General features: G+C 37.2%; 3 protein-coding genes and 4 tRNA genes. 6 read left to right on the top strand and 1 reads right to left on the bottom strand.

What is annotated here, in order from left to right:
- Positions 1–117: 117 nt before the first annotated feature.
- Both murB and birA read left to right on the top strand, forming a co-directional pair.
- Positions 118–1152, top strand: coding sequence for a UDP-N-acetylmuramate dehydrogenase (murB, locus tag JEP36_RS17480; RefSeq protein ID WP_198621075.1), 1035 nt, complete (start codon positions 118–120; stop codon positions 1150–1152).
- Positions 1149–2111, top strand: a complete 963-nt coding sequence (birA, locus tag JEP36_RS17475) for a bifunctional biotin--[acetyl-CoA-carboxylase] ligase/biotin operon repressor BirA (RefSeq protein WP_198621074.1) — start codon at positions 1149–1151, stop codon at positions 2109–2111. Before murB ends, birA begins: the two co-directional genes overlap by 4 nt.
- A 131-nt stretch (positions 2112–2242) precedes the next feature.
- Here the strand turns inward: birA and coaA are convergent, their stop codons facing one another.
- The gene (gene coaA / locus JEP36_RS17470) at positions 2243–3190 is read right to left on the bottom strand and encodes a type I pantothenate kinase (RefSeq protein WP_088494065.1); all 948 of its coding nucleotides are present in this window, start codon (positions 3188–3190) and stop codon (positions 2243–2245) included.
- Positions 3191–3628: 438 nt separating this feature from the next.
- Between coaA and JEP36_RS17465 the strand changes: the two genes are divergently transcribed.
- The 4 genes from JEP36_RS17465 (at position 3629) to JEP36_RS17450 (ending at position 4042) form a co-directional block, all read left to right on the top strand.
- Positions 3629–3704 (top strand) — tRNA-Thr (locus tag JEP36_RS17465).
- Between the two features lie 15 nt (positions 3705–3719).
- Positions 3720–3804 (top strand) — tRNA-Tyr (locus tag JEP36_RS17460).
- Between the two features lie 82 nt (positions 3805–3886).
- Positions 3887–3961: transfer RNA gene (locus JEP36_RS17455), tRNA-Gly, on the top strand.
- Between the two features lie 5 nt (positions 3962–3966).
- Positions 3967–4042, top strand: a tRNA-Thr gene (locus tag JEP36_RS17450).
- Positions 4043–4164: the final 122 nt, after the last annotated feature.

The following is a 4164-nucleotide window of genomic DNA, read 5'->3' as shown; positions in this document are numbered from 1 at the left end:
ATTCTAAGACATCTGAAATGCAGATGTAATATCTCCAAACTAATCACCTATCACTTTGCTATCCTCGACGATGCTTGGCTGTTAAACTAAGCCATCAGCTAAATGAGGTAGACTTTCATGAAAGAATCGGTTTCATTGCAAGCATTTAATACATTTGGTTTGAGAGCAAAAGCTCACCAAATAAAAACTGCAAATAATAAAGATGAGCTTTGTACATATTGGCAAAATGCCCATGAGCAGAAATTGCCAACTCTTATTCTAGGTGGCGGTAGCAACGTATTATTTACAGAAGATTTTAATGGTATTGTTATTCGCAACTGTATTGCTGGTATTGAAATTACTGAGGATGAACAATATTGGTCTGTCCATGTTGGTGCCGGCGAAAACTGGCATGCACTTATTGAATATCTGTTAGAAAAAAATATCTATGGACTGGAAAATTTAGCGCTGATCCCAGGAAATGTGGGCTCAGCACCAATACAAAATATCGGCGCTTATGGCAAAGAATTAAAAGATATTTGTGCTTATGTGGATATTATTGAATTAAGTACTGGGCATGTTAGTCGATTGACAAATGAAGCGTGCCAATTTGGTTATCGTGATAGTATTTTTAAACATCATTACCAGCAAGGCTTTGCGATTATTGCTGTTGGCTTACAGCTTAGTAAAAAATGGGAGCCTATCCTTACCTATGGTGATCTATCAAAATTATCATTAGAAACGGTAACGCCAAAAGATGTGTTTGGATCTGTGTGCGCTATGAGAACGAGTAAACTACCCGATCCTACCATAACAGGCAATGCAGGCAGCTTTTTCAAGAATCCAATTGTTGATATTCGTATTGCACAACATTTAAAAGCAGAATATCCCTTCTGTCCTCAATATGTTCAACAAGATGGTGTAAAACTTGCTGCGGGTTGGCTAATTGATCAATGTGGCCTTAAAGGCCATCAGATTGGTGGTGCGGCTGTTCATATGAAGCAAGCACTTGTTCTCATCAACAAAGACGGTTTAGCTACAGGCAAAGACATTGTTAATTTAGCGGCATATATACGCCAAAAAGTCTTCGAGCGCTTCGGCGTACAATTAGAGCCAGAAGTTCGCTTTATTGGTCAACATGGCGAAATCAATGCAGTGGATGCTATTTCATGAAAGAAACACCTACTCCTTTATTATTAATTGAGCTCCTTGCTGACGGAAATATCCATTCAGGGGAGCAACTAGGCGAAAGCTTAGGAATGACACGCGCAGGCATTAATAAGCATATTCAGACATTACGCAGTTGGGGTATTGATGTTCAAACTGTCGCAGGAAAAGGCTATCAACTAGATGCCCCTATGAATTTGTTAAATGTGAATAGTGTAAACAAGAACATCAACGGTGAACCTGCAAGAGTTATTCCTGTTATAGATTCTACAAACCAATACTTAATCCAACGTATTAGCGAATTAAAATCGGGTGATGTCTGTATTGCTGAATATCAGTCTGCTGGACGAGGTAGAAGAGGGCGTCAATGGATCTCGCCTTTTGGTCGAAATTTATACTTGAGTATGTATTGGAAACTCGATCAAGGACCTGCTGCTGCAATAGGATTGAGTTTAGTTGTCGGTGTTATTATGGCTGAAGTTTTGCAAAAACTTGGCGCAGATGGTGTTAAAGTTAAATGGCCTAACGATCTCTATTTAAATGATAAAAAGCTTTCAGGCATTCTTGTTGAGCTAACAGGAAAAACAGGTGATGTTGCTCATATTGTCACAGGTATTGGTATCAATATCGCGATGAGTAAAAATCAAAATGAAGCCATTAACCAACAATGGATTAATTTAGAGCAAGTTGGTATTAAAATTGACAGAAATGAACTTGCTTGTGAAATTACAAATGCATTAAGAGATGCATTTGTTCAATTTGAAAAACAAGGGTTATCTGTGTTTATCGAGCGTTGGAAACGTTTAGATAATTTTATGGATCGCCGAGTGAAGCTTATTATTGGTGAAAAAGAGATCTTTGGTATTGCCAAAGGTATCAATGATCAAGGTGCTCTACTTTTAGAACAAGATGGGAAAATCATACCTTATATAGGTGGTGAGATTTCACTGAGAAGTGCGTCGTAATACCTTAAATTGCATCGAACATCTAAAAATAAAAAGCTTTCCTAAACTGGAAAGCTTTTTATTTCTCAATACTATTTTTTAATAACTAAAACATAATAATACGTAGATAAAACACTGATAATTGTTTAGATTTATTTACGTAATCTAACATTGGTGATCGTATGATTTTGGCCTTTGGTTAGAATAAGACTCGCTCTTTCTTTCGTAGGCAGAATGTTTTGTTTCAAATTCAAACCATTAATTTCTTGCCAAATTGAAGACGCTATTTCAATAGACTCTTCTCTGCTTAATTTAGAGTAATTATTAAAATACGATTCAGGATCAGTAAACGCACCTTCTCTAAATTTTAAAAAGCGACTGATATACCAGTGTTTTAGTAATTCTTCTTCAGCATCAACATAAATGGAGAAATCTACATAATCTGATACGAAAACATTATGTGGGTCATGAGGATAATCCTGATTGCTCTGTAATACATTCAATCCTTCAAGGATCAAAATATCAGGTTGTTCAATAACCTGTTTTTTATCTGGAATGATGTCATACACTAAATGAGAATAGACAGGGGCTGTTACTTGTTTCTTGCCTGATTTTATATCAGAAACGAAGGAGACAAGACTATGCATATCATAGGATTCGGGAAATCCTTTTTTTTTCATTATTCCGCGTTTCTTTAACTCTGCATTAGGTAAAAGAAAGCCGTCAGTAGTAATTAAATCAACTTTACGATGTTCTGGCCAACGGGTTAAAAGTGCTTGTAGCAAACGAGCTGTGGTACTTTTGCCAACAGCAACGCTACCCGCTATACCAATAATGTAGGGGATTTTGGCGCTTCTTGTTCCAAGAAACTGCTCTAAGACGGCTTGACGACGTAAGTTAGAACTTATGTAAAAATTGAGTAATCTTGAAAGAGGAAGATAAATCTCAATTACATCATCAATAGAAATTTCTTCGTTAATCCCTTTTAAATCAGCAATCTCTTTTTCGGTTAACGTTAAAGGAACGGAATCTCTTAACGTTGCCCAGTGCTTTCTGTCAAATTCTAAATAAGGGGTTATAAAGCGTTCTTTGTTATTCATAAGCCAACATCTGCCTAGTATTCGCAGGTTGGACAGGCTGTTTAAAACACCCGTATCCGATAAAAAATAAACAGCATCATAACGAGTGATGACTCTTAGGCGTAGATATTTTTTAAATTTTTTCTACTTTTTTTGACACGAACTGAATAAATCTGTAAAAAAAGTATAAAAAATAGTCATGAAAATAATTTTTTAGCGTAGACTAACAAGGGTGCAATCAATCTTTTTTCTAAAAATTTATTGATGGTTAATAAATTTGGGGCTGGATAGATAAATTAGCTTGCTAATCTATTATGAATTTTTGTTGGCATTTTGGTCGTTTTTTTCCTAAAAAATCAACAATTCAATCAAAAATGAACAAAATCTAAGCAAAAGAACAAATATCGCAATTTTTTTGTTGCATCATGATGAAAGTCCTCCTAGAATGCGCACCACTTAGCCGGCATAGCTCAGTTGGTAGAGCAACTGACTTGTAATCAGTAGGTCCCGAGTTCGACTCTTGGTGCCGGCACCATTAAAAATTAGGTTTGGTGGGATACCCAAGCGGCCAAAGGGAGCAGACTGTAAATCTGCCGTCACAGACTTCGAAGGTTCGAATCCTTCTCCCACCACCATTAATTCCTAACTTAAGTGTTTTCAAATAGTAAACACTTAAGTAGAATACAAAGCTGATTTTAAGTCAGGTAGCCGAGTTCTGCGGGCATCGTATAATGGCTATTACCTCAGCCTTCCAAGCTGATGATGCGGGTTCGATTCCCGCTGCCCGCTCCAGATGTGCTGATATAGCTCAGTTGGTAGAGCGCACCCTTGGTAAGGGTGAGGTCGGCAGTTCGAATCTGCCTATCAGCACCACTCCTTCATGTTCTTGCCTCCCTGATTAAAATCTTAACAAGCACTAGCAAATCGCTAATTTACTTACTGCTTGGTTGATGTGGTGTAACCACCGATTCCGTGTCTTAGAGGGACAATTTAAA

It is taken from the genome of Proteus sp. PR00208 (assembly GCF_016238545.1).
GTDB lineage: Bacteria > Pseudomonadota > Gammaproteobacteria > Enterobacterales > Enterobacteriaceae > Proteus.
The sequence above is the reverse complement of the archived record's forward strand: the minus strand, read 5'-3'. Positions and strand labels throughout refer to the sequence as shown.